The sequence below is a fragment of the Cellulophaga sp. RHA_52 genome (genome assembly GCF_007827205.1).
Taxonomy (GTDB): Bacteria; Bacteroidota; Bacteroidia; order Flavobacteriales; family Flavobacteriaceae; genus Cellulophaga; species Cellulophaga lytica.
Genome location: NZ_VIRZ01000001.1, coordinates 262,049 through 277,869, shown reverse-complemented (window position 1 = coordinate 277,869; position 15,821 = coordinate 262,049). Strand labels below are relative to the sequence as shown.

14 protein-coding genes are annotated in these 15,821 nt (G+C 34.0%); 9 read left to right on the top strand and 5 right to left on the bottom strand.

Features of this window, described 5'->3' with window-relative positions; genetic code table 11:
- The first annotated feature begins 19 nt into the window (after window positions 1-19).
- The 9 genes from nrfD to JM80_RS01175 all read left to right on the top strand — a co-directional run bounded on the left by nrfD (window position 20) and on the right by JM80_RS01175 (window position 10,687).
- Window positions 20-1,759 carry an NrfD/PsrC family molybdoenzyme membrane anchor subunit gene (gene nrfD, locus JM80_RS01215; RefSeq protein WP_144709001.1) on the top strand — a complete coding sequence of 580 codons (1,740 nt, stop codon included), beginning with the start codon at window positions 20-22 and terminating at the stop codon, window positions 1,757-1,759.
- Window positions 1,760-1,761: 2 nt separating this feature from the next.
- Entirely contained in the window at window positions 1,762-2,283 is a 522-nt protein-coding gene (locus tag JM80_RS01210) for a DUF3341 domain-containing protein (RefSeq protein WP_013621427.1), read from the top strand.
- 14 nt (window positions 2,284-2,297) lie between these two features.
- Window positions 2,298-2,858, top strand: coding sequence for a cytochrome c (locus JM80_RS01205; protein WP_013621428.1), 561 nt, complete (start codon window positions 2,298-2,300; stop codon window positions 2,856-2,858).
- A gap of 16 nt (window positions 2,859-2,874) precedes the next feature.
- Window positions 2,875-4,200, top strand: a complete 1,326-nt coding sequence (locus JM80_RS01200) for a hypothetical protein (protein ID WP_034643190.1) — start codon at window positions 2,875-2,877, stop codon at window positions 4,198-4,200.
- A 36-nt stretch (window positions 4,201-4,236) separates the two neighbouring features.
- Entirely contained in the window at window positions 4,237-5,304 is a 1,068-nt protein-coding gene (locus JM80_RS01195; protein WP_144708999.1) for a cytochrome c oxidase subunit II, read from the top strand.
- A 46-nt stretch (window positions 5,305-5,350) separates the two neighbouring features.
- Window positions 5,351-7,156 carry a cbb3-type cytochrome c oxidase subunit I gene (locus JM80_RS01190; protein ID WP_013621431.1) on the top strand — a complete coding sequence of 602 codons (1,806 nt, stop codon included), beginning with the start codon at window positions 5,351-5,353 and terminating at the stop codon, window positions 7,154-7,156.
- A gap of 130 nt (window positions 7,157-7,286) precedes the next feature.
- The gene (locus tag JM80_RS01185) at window positions 7,287-8,111 is read left to right on the top strand and encodes a GIN domain-containing protein (protein WP_013621432.1); all 825 of its coding nucleotides are present in this window, start codon (window positions 7,287-7,289) and stop codon (window positions 8,109-8,111) included.
- 62 nt (window positions 8,112-8,173) lie between these two features.
- A complete protein-coding gene (gene ruvB / locus JM80_RS01180; protein WP_013621433.1) occupies window positions 8,174-9,196 on the top strand; it encodes a Holliday junction branch migration DNA helicase RuvB in 1,023 nt (340 codons plus the stop codon).
- A gap of 9 nt (window positions 9,197-9,205) precedes the next feature.
- Entirely contained in the window at window positions 9,206-10,687 is a 1,482-nt protein-coding gene (locus tag JM80_RS01175) for a P-loop NTPase fold protein (RefSeq protein WP_144708997.1), read from the top strand.
- 3 nt (window positions 10,688-10,690) lie between these two features.
- Here the strand turns inward: JM80_RS01175 and thiH are convergent, their stop codons facing one another.
- The 5 genes from thiH to thiC all read right to left on the bottom strand — a co-directional run bounded on the left by thiH (window position 10,691) and on the right by thiC (window position 15,802).
- A complete protein-coding gene (gene thiH, locus JM80_RS01170; protein WP_089119533.1) occupies window positions 10,691-11,800 on the bottom strand; it encodes a 2-iminoacetate synthase ThiH in 1,110 nt (369 codons plus the stop codon).
- Complete coding sequence (locus JM80_RS01165) at window positions 11,793-12,566, bottom strand: thiazole synthase (RefSeq protein WP_034643178.1); 774 nt, start codon at window positions 12,564-12,566, stop codon at window positions 11,793-11,795. Before JM80_RS01165 ends, thiH begins: the two co-directional genes overlap by 8 nt.
- Window positions 12,556-13,218 carry a thiamine phosphate synthase gene (gene thiE, locus JM80_RS01160; protein ID WP_144708995.1) on the bottom strand — a complete coding sequence of 221 codons (663 nt, stop codon included), beginning with the start codon at window positions 13,216-13,218 and terminating at the stop codon, window positions 12,556-12,558. Before thiE ends, JM80_RS01165 begins: the two co-directional genes overlap by 11 nt.
- Window positions 13,211-13,825 carry a thiamine phosphate synthase gene (locus tag JM80_RS01155; protein WP_144708993.1) on the bottom strand — a complete coding sequence of 205 codons (615 nt, stop codon included), beginning with the start codon at window positions 13,823-13,825 and terminating at the stop codon, window positions 13,211-13,213. The genes thiE and JM80_RS01155 overlap by 8 nt, the downstream gene beginning before the upstream one ends.
- Before the next feature lie 117 nt (window positions 13,826-13,942).
- A complete protein-coding gene (gene thiC / locus JM80_RS01150; protein WP_013621439.1) occupies window positions 13,943-15,802 on the bottom strand; it encodes a phosphomethylpyrimidine synthase ThiC in 1,860 nt (619 codons plus the stop codon).
- Window positions 15,803-15,821: the final 19 nt, after the last annotated feature.

Genomic DNA, 15,821 nt, shown 5'->3' with positions numbered 1-15,821 from the left:
CGTAACTAGAACATAAATTATGGCGTCGCATTACGAAGCACCTATACGAAAACCCCTAGTAATTGGAGATAAAGGATACCACGATGTAACTGTGGATATTGCTGCTCCTGTAGAAGGGAAAGCAAATAAGCAGTGGTGGATTGTTTTCTCTATTGCATTAATAGCATTCCTTTGGGGAGTTGGTTGTATAATTTACACAGTATCTACAGGTATTGGTACTTGGGGATTAAATAAAACAGTAGGCTGGGCCTGGGATATTACCAACTTTGTATGGTGGGTAGGTATTGGGCACGCAGGAACATTAATTTCTGCAGTACTATTGCTTTTTAGACAAAAATGGAGAATGGCAATTAACCGTTCTGCAGAAGCAATGACAATTTTTTCTGTAGTACAAGCAGGTTTATTTCCAATAATACATATGGGTCGTCCTTGGTTGGCGTACTGGGTATTACCTATTCCAAACCAATTTGGTTCATTATGGGTAAACTTTAACTCACCTTTATTATGGGATGTATTTGCAATTTCTACATACTTATCTGTATCATTAGTTTTCTGGTGGACGGGTCTTTTACCAGATTTTGCAATGTTGCGTGATAGAGCAATTAAGCCGTTTCAGAAAAAAATATATAGTTTATTAAGTTTTGGGTGGACAGGTAGAGCTAAAGATTGGCAACGTTTTGAAGAGGTTTCTCTTGTTTTAGCTGGTTTGGCAACTCCACTTGTACTTTCTGTACATACAATTGTATCTTTTGATTTTGCTACATCTGTAATTCCGGGTTGGCATACAACAATATTCCCTCCTTACTTTGTGGCGGGTGCAATTTTCTCTGGGTTTGCAATGGTAAACACATTGCTTATAATTATGAGAAAAGTATGTAGTTTAGAAGCTTACATTACAATTCAGCATATAGAATTAATGAACATTGTAATTATGATTACTGGTTCTATAGTTGGTTGTGCATACATTACAGAGCTGTTTATGGCTTGGTATTCTGGAGTAGAGTATGAGCAGTATGCATTTTTAAACAGAGCAACAGGTCCTTACGCTTGGGCATATTGGGCAATGATGTCTTGTAACGTTTTCTCTCCACAGTTTATGTGGTCTAAAAAATTACGTACTAGTATTATGTTCTCTTTTGCTATATCTATTGTAGTAAACATAGGAATGTGGTTTGAGCGTTTTGTGATTATTGTAACATCACTACACAGAGATTATTTACCATCTTCATGGACAATGTTCTCTCCTACATTTGTAGATATAGGTATTTTTATTGGTACAATAGGTTTCTTCTTTGTATTGTTCTTGTTGTATTCTAGAACATTCCCTGTAATAGCTCAGGCAGAAGTTAAATCAATTCTTAAGTCTTCTGGTAGTAAATACAAGAAATTAAGAGATGCTGGTAAACCATTATATACTATGCCAGAAAAAACAATATATACAAATACGGTTGCTGCAACATCAGTTCCTGCTGAAGAGGTAGTTGTTAATAATGATGAAGAAAAGGTTTCAGACTTATTAAGTTCTATAGGTAAGTTTGATGTGGCAACAGATACGCCAGATGACCTTAAGCAGGTTAAAGGTATTGGTCCACAGATGGAACAGACACTAAATCAGATTGGGATATATAGCTTTGCTCAGGTTAGTAAAATGACTCAGAAAGAGTATGATTTGTTAGATTCTATAACAGGATCTTTCCCAGGAAGAGCACAGAGAGATGATTGGGCTGGACAAGCCAAGAACTTAAATAACAATAAATAATTATGGCATCTAAAGTTATTCACGCATTTTATAATGATGATGATATATTGATGCTCGCTGTTAAGAAAGTAAAAGCAGCTAAGCATCATATAGAAGAGGTATATTGTCCTTTTCCTGTTCACGGATTAGACAAAGCTATGGGGCTTGCTCCTACCAGAATAGCCATAACTGCTTTTATTTATGGGTGTATAGGTATCACAATAGCAACTCTTATGATGAATTACATCATGATAGAGGACTGGCCTCAGGATATAGGTGGTAAACCTAGTTTTAGTTACCTAGAAAATATGCCAGCATTTGTTCCTATTATGTTTGAGCTTACTGTATTCTTTGCAGCACACTTAATGGTTATTACTTTTTATATGAGAAGTAAATTATGGCCTTTTAAACAAGCTGAGAATCCAGACGTAAGAACTACTGATGATCTATTTTTAATGGAAATAGAAATTCACGATAATGAAGAAGAGTTAAAATCTTTATTAGCAGATACAGGAGCAGTAGAAATTAATATTTCAGAAAAATAGTCTTAATAATAGTTATGAAGATATTTAAAAATATAGGTTTGGTTTTAGGAGTTGCTCTTCTTATGGCATCTTGTGCAGATAAGAATAGTCCTAATTACCAGTATATGCCTAATATGTACGAAGCAGTAGGTTATGAAACATACCAACAAGTAGATTTTTTACCTAGTGGTATGGAGGCTGCACTGCCAGTAGAGAACACTATTTCTAGAGGTCATATGCCTTACGAGTTTGCAAATGATATAGAAGGTAAAGAGTTGGCACGTTTACAAGGTAGCCCATTAGATTCTTTAAAAACTGAAGCTAACCTTGCTAAAGGAAAAGAACTATACGCTATTAACTGTGCAATTTGTCACGGAAATAAAGGTGATGGTCAAGGGAACTTAGTGAAGAGAGAAAAAATATTAGGTGTTCCTAGCTATGCAGATGCAGGAAGAAATATTACTGTAGGTAGCACTTACCATACTATTTATTACGGATTAAATTCGATGGGTTCTTACGCTAATCAACTTAATCACGATGAACGTTGGCAAGTTGCAGAATACGTAATGCAATTGAAACAAGACTTAACTAAATAATACATAGATTAAGAATATGTACACTTTTTCAAACAGACTAAAAATAGCTTCTTTTATATTAATGGCTGTTGGTGCTATAGGTATCGCTATAGGTTTTATTACAATGCCTAGTACAGTAGAAGACGCTAAAGAAATTGTAGCAAGTCATAGTGATGGTCATGGCGATCACCAAGCTGCTGCAGAAACACATAACACTAATGCTCATGGAGAAACTGCTCACGCAGAAGGACATGATAGTAAACATGATGAGCATTTATTACATCAATTGCAAAATAAACCTTGGTCTGCATTGTATGTAGCAGCTTTCTTTTTCTTTATGATAGCATTAGGTGTGTTAGCATTTTATGCAATACAAAGAGCGGCTCAAGCGGGTTGGTCTCCTTTGTTATTTAGAGTTATGGAAGGTATAACATCTTATATAGTTCCAGGAGGTATAATTGTATTTGTTATTCTTGCAGCTTCTGTTGCACACATGAACCATTTATTTGTTTGGATGGATGCAGATGTTGTAGCTGAAGATAAATTATTACAAGGAAAAGCAGGATATTTAAACGGAACTTTCTTTTTAATTAGAGCTGCTATTTTCTTAGGAGGATGGATTGCTTACAGAACTATATCTCGTAAATTATCTTTAGCGCAAGATGAAGCTGATGATAATACCAACTTTGTTAAAAACTTTAGATGGTCTGCAGGTTTCTTAGTATTCTATCTTGTATCAGAATCTATGATGTCTTGGGATTGGATAATGAGCGTAGATCCACACTGGTTTAGTACTTTGTTTGGCTGGTATGTATTTGCTAGTATGTTTGTTTCTGGTATAACAGTTATAGCTATGGTAACAATTTACTTAAAGTCTAAAGGATTGTTAGAAGATGTTAATGATAGCCATATTCATGATTTAGCTAAGTTTATGTTTGGTATCAGTATTTTTTGGACATACTTATGGTTTGCTCAGTTTATGCTTATTTGGTATGCTAATATTCCAGAAGAGGTTACATATTACGTAACAAGAATACAAGATTATAACTTACCGTTCTTTGGAATGATAGCTATGAACTTCTTGTTCCCATTATTATTGTTAATGAATAGTGATTATAAAAGAGTTAACTGGTTTGTTATTATGGCAGGTGTAGTTATACTTGCAGGTCACTACTTAGATATATTTAATATGATTATGCCTGCAACTGTAGGAGATCAATGGTCAATAGGATTATCAGAAATATGTTCTGTATTGTTCTTTGCTGGTTTATTTATCTTTGTTGTATTTAGAGCCTTGTCAACTGCTCCATTGCAACCAAAAAGGAACCCATTTATTGGCGAAAGCAAGCATTTTCATTATTAATAAGGAAGTTTACAACAGCATAAAATAAATCATACAATGATTACAGTTTTAACTATAACGGTTTTAGTCTTAATAGCCATAGCAATTTGGCAAATGACCAAAATTTTTGAATTGTCGCAAATTAGAGCGGCTAAAAATGAAACAGCAACGGATAACGATAACAAAGTTAACGGTTACCTAATGTTTGCTTTCTTAGTATTTATATATGGTATAACAATATTTAGTTTCTACAAGTATACTAAAGTATTGTTGCCAGAGTCTGCTTCTGCTCATGGTGCAGAATATGATAGTTTGATGTTTGTATCAATGCTTATTATTTTCTTTGTACAGACTATTACGCAGTTCCTATTACACTATTTTGCATACAAATACCGTGGGGAAAAAGGAAAGAAAGCGTTGTTTTATGCAGACAATCATAAGTTAGAGTTTATTTGGACAATTATTCCAGTAATTGTTTTGGCAGGTTTAATCCTTTGGGGGTTATATACTTGGACAAACATTATGGATATTAATGACGAAGATGATCCTTTAGTAGTAGAATTATATGCACAACAGTTTAATTGGACTGCTAGGTATGCAGGAGATGATAATGTACTAGGTGAAGCTAATGTTAGAATGATTGACATTGATAATGCAAATATTTTAGGTTTAGATGAGTCTGATCCTAACGGCGCAGATGATATTATTGTTAAAGAATTGCATTTGCCAGTAGGTAGAAAAGTTAATTTTCATATGCGTTCTCAAGATGTATTGCACTCAGCATATATGCCTCATTTTAGAGCACAAATGAACTGTGTTCCAGGTATGATTACACAATTTTCATTTACACCAATTAAGACTACAGCAGAAATGCGTCAAGATCCAGATGTAATTGATAAGGTAAAAAGAGCAAATAAAATTAGAGCTGCTAAAGCTGCGGCAGGAGAGCCAAATAGCGATCCTTGGGAGTATGATTATATTTTACTTTGTAACAAAATTTGTGGTAAATCTCACTACAATATGCAAATGAAAATAATTGTTGAGACTCAGGAAGAGTATGACAAGTGGATAGCTTCTCAAAAAACTTTTGGTGGCGAAGCTGCAACAGGAGTAGCTGTAAAATAATTGATTTAAGAAACTAAGTTAACTAACAAAAATAGAATATCTGATTATGTCAGGAACACACGAACACGACGACGATCACGGACATCATCACAAAGAAACCTTCATTACTAAATACATATTTAGTATGGATCACAAGATGATTGCAAAGCAGTATTTAATTACTGGTTTAATAATGGGTTTCATTGGTATAGCAATGTCATTGTTATTTAGAATGCAATTGGCTTGGCCAGGTGAATCTTTTCCTTTATTTGAAGCTGTATTGGGTAAATGGGCACCAGGTGGTGTTATGGATGCCGATGTATATTTAGCATTGGTAACTATGCACGGTACTATTATGGTATTCTTTGTACTTACAGCTGGTTTAAGTGGTACTTTTAGTAACTTACTTATTCCTCTACAAATTGGAGCTAGAGATATGGCTTCAGGATTGTTAAACATGATATCATACTGGTTGTTTTTTACTTCTGCAGTTATTATGGTTTGTTCTCTTTTTGTGGAGTCTGGACCAGCAGCAGCAGGTTGGACAATCTATCCACCACTTTCTGCATTACCAATGGCACAATCTGGTTCTGGTGCAGGTATGACATTGTGGTTGGTTTCTATGGCTATATTTATTGCATCATCATTATTAGGTTCATTAAACTATATTGTAACAGTAATTAACTTAAGAACAAAAGGTATGTCTATGACAAGATTACCTTTAACTACTTGGGCACTATTTGTTACAGCTATTATAGGTGTTGTTTCTTTCCCTGTATTATTTTCAGCAGCATTGTTGTTAATAATGGATAGAAGTTTTGGAACATCATTCTTCTTGTCTGATATATTTATACAAGGCGAGGTGTTGCATTACCAAGGTGGATCTCCTGTATTGTATGAGCACTTATTCTGGTTCTTAGGACACCCAGAAGTATATATTGTTATATTACCTGCAATGGGTATTGTATCAGATGTTATGGCAACTAATGCTCGTAAACCAATATTTGGTTATAGAGCTATGATTATGTCTATCATTGCTATTGCTTTCTTATCTACAATTGTATGGGGTCACCATATGTTTATATCAGGTATGAATCCTTTCTTGGGATCTGTATTTACATTTACAACATTATTAATTGCTATACCTTCTGCAGTAAAAGCTTTTAACTGGATTACTACAATCTGGAAAGGTAACTTACAAATGAATGTAGCAATGTTATTCTCGATTGGTTTTGTATCAACGTTTATTACTGGTGGTTTAACTGGTATTATTTTAGGAGATAGTACATTAGATATTAATGTTCATGATACTTATTTTGTAGTAGCTCACTTCCACTTAGTAATGGGTATATCTGCATTATATGGTTTACTTGCTGGTGTGTACCACTGGTTCCCTAAAATGTTTGGTAGAATGATGAATAAAAACTTAGGTTATGTTCATTTCTGGATAACTGCAATTTGTGCTTATGGTGTTTTCTTTCCAATGCACTTTGTAGGTATGGCTGGTGTACCAAGACGTTATTATGAAAACACTGCATTCCCTATGTTTGATGAGCTTACAGATGTTAATATTTTAATTACTGTTTTTGCTTTAATAGCTGGTGCAACACAATTGGTATTTGTTGGTAATTTCATCTACAGTATTTTCTACGGTAAAAAAGCTGAGCAAAACCCATGGAATGCAACTACGTTAGAGTGGACAACTCCTGTAGAGCACATTCACGGAAACTGGCCTGGTGCAATACCAGAAGTTCATAGATGGGCATATGATTATAGTAAAACTAATGAAAACGGAGATTACGTATTACCAGGGCAAGATTTTGTACCTCAGATAGTACCGCTTCAAGCTGGTGAAGAAGAACTAACTCACTAGATTTTATATAAAATTATAAAGGCCTTTTAAATTTATTTAAAAGGCTTTTTTTTTGCTATCAATTTTATTCTTTATAACTAGTATTTTAGTATATTGTTTACAAACACAAACTAACCATTAAATTCACAATATGTTTAAGCAATTTATTCTAAGTGTGTTCTTGCTTGCTACGGCAACAGGTATTGCACAAAAAAAACCAAAAATTAAGGGCAGTAAAACTGTTATTGAAGTCACCAATGAGTTGACCCCTTTTAATGCTATTAAAGTAGCAGATAATTTACGCCTAGAATTAAAAAAAGCAAGAGAAAACAGTTACACTTTTATAGGTGATGACAATCTATTAGATGTACTTAAGTTTGAAGTTATTGATAGCGTTTTGGAAATTAGTTCTTTCTATAGAATTGTATCTAAAAAAAAGTTAGAGCTTACAGTTAATTATGTTAATTTAAACGGTATTACAATGCTTAATGGTCGTTTAGATATGAAAGATATTGTTACTACAGACTATTTAGATATAAACCTGCAAGGAGGTGCAAAACTAAATTTAAATACCTTGGCTAACAGTGTAGGTATTTCTATGTCTGGTGCAAGTAATGCAGAGTTAAATGTAGACTGCGATGATGTGTCTGTTACTTTAGATCAAAAAAGCAACTTGGGACTTTATATGGTTGCTAAAGCGGCTAAAATTACAATGCATGGTAACGCAGATGCAAAGTTGCAAGGAGCCGTTACAGATTTTAATATAGACCTTTTTGGAAATTCACAATTAAGAGCAGAAGCCTTAAAAGGTACAAATGTGTCTTTAAATTTAGATGAATCTCCAGATGCGAAAATATTTGTATCAGAAAACTTAGAACTTTCCTCTAAAGGTGGTTCTAGAACATATTTGTACGGTACACCTAAAATTACAATAGTTGATTTCCTAAATGCATCACAATTAATAAAAAAGGAATAGACTATTTTAGATTGATGTTTTCTATTATGAAAGCCTATAATTTCTAGTATCTTTGTTAGACTATGAATGAAAACCTAGACCCAACATCAGAAAATTTTTCTTCTGAAGAGTTTGATATAGAAAGAGCATTAAGACCCTTAAGTTTTGATGATTTTGCTGGTCAAGATCAAGTTTTAGAAAACTTAAAAGTTTTTGTTGAAGCAGCAAACCAAAGGGGAGAAGCTTTAGATCACACCCTTTTTCATGGGCCTCCTGGTCTTGGAAAAACTACATTGGCGCATATTTTGGCTAATGAGTTAGGTGTTGGTATAAAGGTTACATCTGGTCCTGTTTTAGATAAGCCGGGAGATTTGGCAGGCTTGCTTACCAATTTAGAGGAAAGAGATGTTCTTTTTATTGATGAAATACATAGACTTAGTCCTATTGTAGAAGAATATTTATATTCTGCTATGGAAGACTATAAAATTGATATAATGATAGAGTCAGGGCCAAATGCGCGCTCTGTACAGATAAATCTTAATCCTTTTACCCTAATTGGTGCAACAACACGTTCTGGGCTTTTAACAGCTCCTATGCGTGCTCGTTTTGGTATACAAAGTAGGTTACAATATTACACTACAGAGTTGCTGTCTACTATAGCTGAACGTAGTGCAGATATTTTAAATGTGCCTATAGATTTAGAAGCAGCAATAGAAATAGCGGGTAGAAGCAGAGGTACACCCAGAATTTGTAATGCTTTGTTGAGAAGAGTTAGAGATTTTGCACAGATAAAAGGTAATGGTAAAATTGATATAGAAATTTCTAGGTTTGGATTAAATGCGTTAAATGTAGATGCACACGGTTTAGACGAAATGGACAATAAAATATTAACTACTATTATAGATAAATTTAAAGGTGGCCCAGTTGGTATAACTACTTTGGCAACAGCAGTGTCTGAAAGTGCAGAAACTATAGAAGAAGTGTATGAGCCTTTTTTAATACAACAAGGCTTTATTATGCGTACTCCTCGTGGTAGAGAAGTAACAGAGTTAGCATACAAACATTTGGGAAGAATAAAAGGAAGCGTACAAGGAGGTTTGTTTTAATTCTTAATTATGAACGATAGATTAGAAAAAGTTGAAATACCATCAAATAATTTTAAGCAAAAATTAGATGCTAACTCTAAAGTTCTTTTTTCTGGAGTATTTGGCAGTGGAAAAACGACTTTTTTAAATGATTTCTTTTTAAATAATAGTGATTATCAGGCTATTCATTTATACCCTGTAAACTATTCTGTTGTTTCTAATAAAGACATTTTTGAACTTATTAAATACGATATCTTATTTCAGTTATTAGGTAAAATAAGTAAAGAAGATTTTGAAAAGGTAGAAATACCCTATCACTTAACTTTGTTTGCTTATTTAACGAGTAACCAAGCTCTAGAAAGTAAAGCTGATTTTTTTGCTTCTTTTCTTTCGTTTGCAGGTAAGTATGGAAATGCAGCTTTAAAAGTGTATGGTCAAATTAAAAGAATGAAAACTGACCTTCTAGATTACCATAAGAAGTTTCAGCAGGATAATTTTAAATCTTTAGAAGAGTATTTGGAAGTTCCTGTAAATGAAACTGGCCATGTTTATGAAGAAGACTTTTACACAGAACTAATTAGGATACTTTTAGAAAAGCTAAAAGAAAAAGGAGAAAAGAAAAAAACAACTGTTTTGGTTGTAGATGATTTGGATAGGTTAGATCCTGAGCATATTTTTAGAATCCTTAACGTTTTTTCTTGTCATTTTGATTTTAGAGGTGTCGATAATGATAATAAATTTGATTTTGATAAAGTTCTTCTAGTCTGTGATTATAAAAATATTGAAAGTGTTTTTAGTCATAAATACGGATCCGATGCAGATTTTAGTGGATATATTGATAAGTTTTATAGCTCAATTTACTGGTATTCTTCATCTGAATATTTAACCGTAATTGTTGGTGAATATTTGAAAAGTATAAGTTTAGATGTCGGATATGATTTATTTACCTTCAACCAAAAAGTTGGTGAGCAGATAAAATATATTTTGCAAAACTTGACAAAGAATAATTTGTTAACATTTAGAGAGATTTTAAAGTATAATAAAACTTTTAAACTAAGCACTTCAAAGAATATTATTAGAAATAAAGTTATTAGTAATTCGATCTTGACAGATTATAACTTTAACGCGTCAATTGTAATTTATTTTCTCTTGAATTTCTTTAAAAATGATAGCTCGCTTCTTTATAAATTAGATAGAGTTAGGAAGTTAGATATTGATTATGCTGAGGACTATTCTCTAATTGTAAAAAGTGATGCAATCGCTGAATTATTAATCTTTTTAAATAGTGAGAAATTAATAGTTGATCGTTTAAGAAGATTTGAACCTTTTATAGAGGAAATTGAATTTAAGGATTATACTTTTAAGTGTGAGATTGTCACAAAGAAGCACAATATTATAGAATCAAGATGTAGTGGAGTTTCAAAAAAAAATAAAGATTATAAATTAGCTGAAATTTCGTATTTTGATATATTGTATGAGGTTGTCCTATTTTATAGAAAAATCATAAAATAGTTTTTACCAAGCACTTTCCCAGTCTTTCCAAACAACTTCAAAACCTTTGCTTTGTAGCATCTCTGCAATAGTTTCTGTACTGCGTTCATCAGAAATTTCAAATTGTTCTAAAGACTGTGGTTCTACCACATAACCACCAGGATTGGTTTTAGACTCTGCACTTATAGATGTTATTCCTAGGTTAATAATATTATTTCTAAATTTTTCGCTTTCTCGGGTAGACATAGAGAGCTCTACATCTTCGTCTAACAAACGGTAAGCGCATATGAGCTGCGCTAAATCTGCATCTTCCATTACTACTTTTGGTTCTAAACCACCTGTGTGTGGTCTAAGCCTAGGAAACGAGATAGAGTATTTAGTTTGCCAATAGGTTTTTTGTAAATATTGTAAGTGTAATGCAGTAAAAAAACTGTCTGCTCGCCAATCTTCTAATCCAAATAAAGCGCCTACGCCAATTTTATGTACGCCAGCTTTTCCTAAACGGTCTGGTGTCTCTAGTCTATAATCAAAATTAGATTTTTTACCTTTTGGGTGGTGTTTTTTATACTCGTTTCTGTGGTAGGTTTCTTGGTACACTAAAACAGCATACAAGCCATTTTTAACAAGTAATTCATACTCATCTTGGTCTAAAGGTTGTACTTCTATGGTAATGTTAGCAAACTCTTTTTTTAGCAATTTAATGGCGTTATTTATGTAATCTACACCAACGGTTTTGTTAGCCTCGCCAGTTACCAATAAAATATGGTTATACCCTTTACTACGCAAAAAGGCAGCTTCTTTTAAAATTTCAGCATCTGTTAACGTGCGTCTAGGTATTTTGTTGGTTAAGCTAAAACCACAATAAGTACATATGTTTTGGCACTCATTACTTAGGTACATTGGTGCGTACATTTGCATTGTATTGCCAAAGCGTTTTTTTGTTAACGCATTACTCATTTGTGCCATTTGCTCTAAATATGGTTTAGCAGCAGGAGAAATTAAGGCTTTAAAATCTTCTAAAGTACGTTTGTTATTTTGTAACGCAGCTTCTACGTCTGCATTAGTTTTGCTGTAAATATCTGCAACAATGGCGTCCCAATTATAACTATTAAAAAGTGATGTAAAATTACTCATTTAAAAAAGAGGTTAAAGGTGAGCTTGCTTCTGCTGTTTGTTTTATAGGAGCTAGCTTTGCATTATAGGCTAAACGGCCAGATTTTACAGCTAACTTAAAAGCATTTGCCATAGCAATAGGATTTTGTGATACTGCAATTGCAGTGTTTACCAAAACAGCATCTGCACCAAGTTCCATTGCATAGGCAGCATGTGAAGGAGCGCCAATGCCAGCGTCTACAATTACAGGAACGTTACTTTGTGCTATGATTATTTCTAAAAAATCTACTGTTTTTAATCCTTTGTTACTGCCAATTGGTGCGCCTAATGGCATTACGCACTGTACGCCAACATCTTCTAAACGTTTACATAAAACAGGGTCTGCGTGTATGTATGGCATAACTACAAAACCTTGTTTTACAAGTTCTTCTGCAGCTTTTAAAGTTTCTATTGGGTCTGGTAATAAATATTTTGGATCTGGATGAATTTCTAATTTAACCCAATTGGTTTCTAATGCTTCTCTAGATAATTGCGCAGCAAAAACAGCTTCTTTTGCAGTACGCACGCCAGAGGTGTTTGGTAAAAGATTTATTCTAGAATGATTTAAATGTGATAAAATATCGTCATCTTCATTAGCTACATCTACACGTTTTAGTGCTACGGTAACCAATTCACTTTCTGATGCTAGTAACGCATTTTTCATTACGGTTGAAGAACTAAATTTTCCTGTTCCGGTAAATAATCTAGAAGAAAACTCTTTGTCTGCTATTTTTAAATTATCGTTCATCATTTTTACTTTTATCAAATTTGTACACTTGCTCTTGTGTAGCTGGTGTGTTTAATACTTTATTTAGCGTGGCAATGCTATTAAAATTGGCAGTAATTTCTGTTGATGTTGCAATGCCGTAAATTCCTGTTTTTAAAAGCTCGGGAACATCTGCAATTGTAATGCCGCCAATGGCAATTATAGGTGTAGTTGTTTGTAGCTCATCTAAAATTGCTTGGTATCCTTGTAGTCCTAAAGTTGGACTCAAATTTTTTTTAGTTTGTGTAAATCTAAATGGTCCAAGTCCAATGTAGTCTACTTCTTTTTTTAATAAATTTTCGCAATCCTCTAAGGTGTTTGCCGTGCCACCAATACTAATCCATTTTCCTAAATGCTCACGTGCCTCTAATGGGCAAGCATCTGTTTTTCCTAAGTGTACACCGTCTGCATTTACTTTTTTAGCAATTTTATAATGATCGTTAATAATTAATCTAGTCTGAAAATGTGAAGTTATTTCTCTTGCCTTTAGAGCGATTTGAAATAAGCTTTCTTCATCTACATTTTTTAAACGTAACTGTACCCAATCTGCACCAGAAGAACACGCTTTTTGTATGTTGGCTAAATGTACTTCTGGAGTCTTACCTTGACTTATATAATGTAATTTGCTAATCATTATTTTTTGTTTTTTGTACTAGATAAAATGTTTCATCTATTTTTTTAAATGCCTCTACAGGCTTTTCTGCGCCCCAAACTCCACCTAAAACACCAACACCTTTGTACCCTAATGTGTTAAATTTGCTAAGGTTTTCTGCTGTAACCCCTCCCATACCAACAATTGTTTTGTTTATGTGATTTACATTAAAGCCACGCCCTTTGTAATCTTTTTTTGAAATTGAATTAAAAACAGGACTAAGCAGGTGATAATCAAACTCAAAATAACAATTGTTTAATTCTTCTTGATTATGAAATGAAGAACTTATTGTTTTGCCAAACATATTTAAGTTTTTAAAATACCGTGTAGGATTGTCTATAGTATCTCTACGTTTTTGTTCTTGAAAATGAATGCCTTTTAAGTTAAAGCTATTTATTAGCTCATGATAATAATGTACAACAATACGGTTGTGGTATTGTGACTCTATTTTATTTAGATAATTTGTATGCTGGTCTAGATCTTTAAAAGGTTTTCTTAAATGATAATACTGCAGGCCAGCATTAAATAACTGATGAAGTATTTCTATTTCATTAGGGATATCTTTTTCTGGTGCTATAACTATTATCATAAGTTGCTTTTGAGTTAGGGATTGTAGTGGCATCCTTTTGCCTTTTTTAGCAAAAGATATAACGGAAAGCCCGCCTACGCCTTACGTAGTAAAAGGCGTAGGAACTTCCACTTTATATTACAAATACACTTCTGATCCTTTGTCTTTAAATTCTTTAGCTTTTTCCTCCATACCTTTTGTGAAAACCTCGTCTCCTTTTATTTCGTTTACAGCGGCAAAATCTCTAACCTCTTGTGATATTTTCATAGAGCAAAATTTTGGTCCGCACATAGAGCAAAAATGGGCTATTTTAGCGCCATCTGCAGGTAAGGTTTCATCATGGTATTCACGAGCTAATTCTGGGTCTAGTGCTAGGTTAAACTGATCTTCCCAACGGAACTCAAACCTTGCTTTACTTAAGGCATCGTCTCTGTGCTGAGCACCGGGATGACCTTTGGCTAAATCTGCCGCGTGTGCAGCTAATTTATAAGTAACAACACCTGTACGTACATCATCTTTATTAGGAAGGCCTAAGTGTTCTTTTGGTGTTACGTAGCAAAGCATTGCGCAACCAAACCAACCAATCATTGCAGCACCAATACCAGATGTAATGTGGTCATAACCAGGAGCTATATCTGTTGTGAGTGGGCCTAATGTGTAAAAAGGAGCCTCGTCACAAGCCTCTAACTGCTTGTCCATATTAGCTTTTATCATATGCATTGGTACATGTCCTGGGCCTTCTATAAAAGTTTGCACATCATGTTTCCAAGCAATTTTTGTAAGCTCACCTAGTGTTTCTAATTCGGCAAATTGAGCTTCATCATTAGCATCTGCAATGCAACCAGGGCGTAAACCATCTCCTAAAGAAAAAGCAACATCATAGGCTTTCATTATTTCACATATTTCTTCAAAATGCGTGTATAAAAAACTTTCTTTGTGGTGTGCCAAACACCATTTTGCCATTATAGATCCGCCACGCGAAACAATACCTGTAATACGTTTTGCTGTCATTGGTACATAGCGTAAACGTACACCTGCATGTATGGTAAAGTAATCTACACCTTGTTCTGCTTGTTCTATTAAAGTATCTCTAAAAATTTCCCAAGTTAAATCTTCTGCTACGCCATTAACTTTCTCTAAGGCTTGGTAAATAGGTACGGTTCCAATTGGTACCGGAGAGTTACGTATTATCCACTCACGAGTTTCATGGATGTTTTGTCCGGTAGACAAGTCCATTATATTATCTGCTCCCCAACGGCAAGCCCAAACAGCTTTTTCTACCTCTTCTTCTATAGAAGATGTGGTGGCAGAGTTTCCAATATTTGCATTAATTTTCACCAAAAAGTTTCTGCCTAATATCATAGGTTCTGCTTCTGGGTGGTTTATATTGCTAGGGATAACTGCACGCCCACGAGCAACCTCGTCTCTTACAAATTCTGGTGTTATTTTAGCAGGAATGCTAGCGCCAAAATCTTGGCCAGGGTGTTGCTTAGATAAACGAGTCATTTCATCTATACGTTGGTTTTCACGAATAGCAACGTATTCCATCTCTGGAGTAATAATGCCTTTTTTTGCGTAATGCATTTGCGATACATTTTCTCCTTTTTTTGCGCGCATTGGTTTTTTTAAGTGTCCAAAACGTAAATGATCTAAGTTTTTATCATTTAAACGCTCGTTACAGTATTTAGAAGAAAAACCATCTAATTGTTCTACGTTGCCGCGGTCTAAAATCCATTGTTCACGTATGCGTTCTATTCCTTTATGAACGTCAATATCTTTATTAGGGTCTGTATAAGGACCAGAAGTATCATAAACAGTTACAGGTTGGTTTGGAGTACGACTTTTGGTAAGTGAATCTACGGTGTCACTTAGCTCTATTTCTCGCATAGCAACTTTTAATTCTGGAAATAGTTTGCCAGAAACATACACTTTTTTAGAATTAGGAAAAGGGTGTCTTGTAATACCGTCTTGTTTGGGTGCGGTGTCTTTTTTTTTCATAATAAAATCTTTTAAAGTT